The following is a 303-nucleotide window of genomic DNA, read 5'->3' as shown; positions in this document are numbered from 1 at the left end:
CTTGTGTCCACAGACCAGCTCAGGTTCGTGGCGGCCGGTTCCCCGTCCGTGCCGTCGGCATTGATTTTCGTTACGGTTATCTTGGCGGAACTAAGCCCCGTCCGGTCAATGGCGCCCCCGTCCCCGCCTATGCCGATGGCATAGCGCAGTTTTCCCGGCGCCGCATCTTTCCCCGTATAGGGCGCCAGGGTGATAGGTACCGTCGAATTGCCCTCCGGCTTGATGGTGGTTTCCGCGCTGCCCCAGGCCGCCGCCACGGTCGGCGGGGCTTTGGTATACGCCGTGGCGGTGATGGTCCAGGCT

Annotated in this window: 1 protein-coding gene; it reads right to left on the bottom strand. The window is 64.7% G+C overall.

All coding sequences use genetic code 11. The features are described from left to right. The coding region (locus TPRIMZ1_RS19520) for a hypothetical protein (protein ID WP_010263872.1) at positions 1 to 303 on the bottom strand (303 nt) is incomplete at both ends.

It is taken from the genome of Treponema primitia ZAS-1, from assembly GCF_000297095.1.
Lineage (GTDB): Bacteria > Spirochaetota > Spirochaetia > Treponematales > Breznakiellaceae > Termitinema > Termitinema primitia_A.
This window is presented reverse-complemented; position numbering and strand designations above follow the sequence as displayed.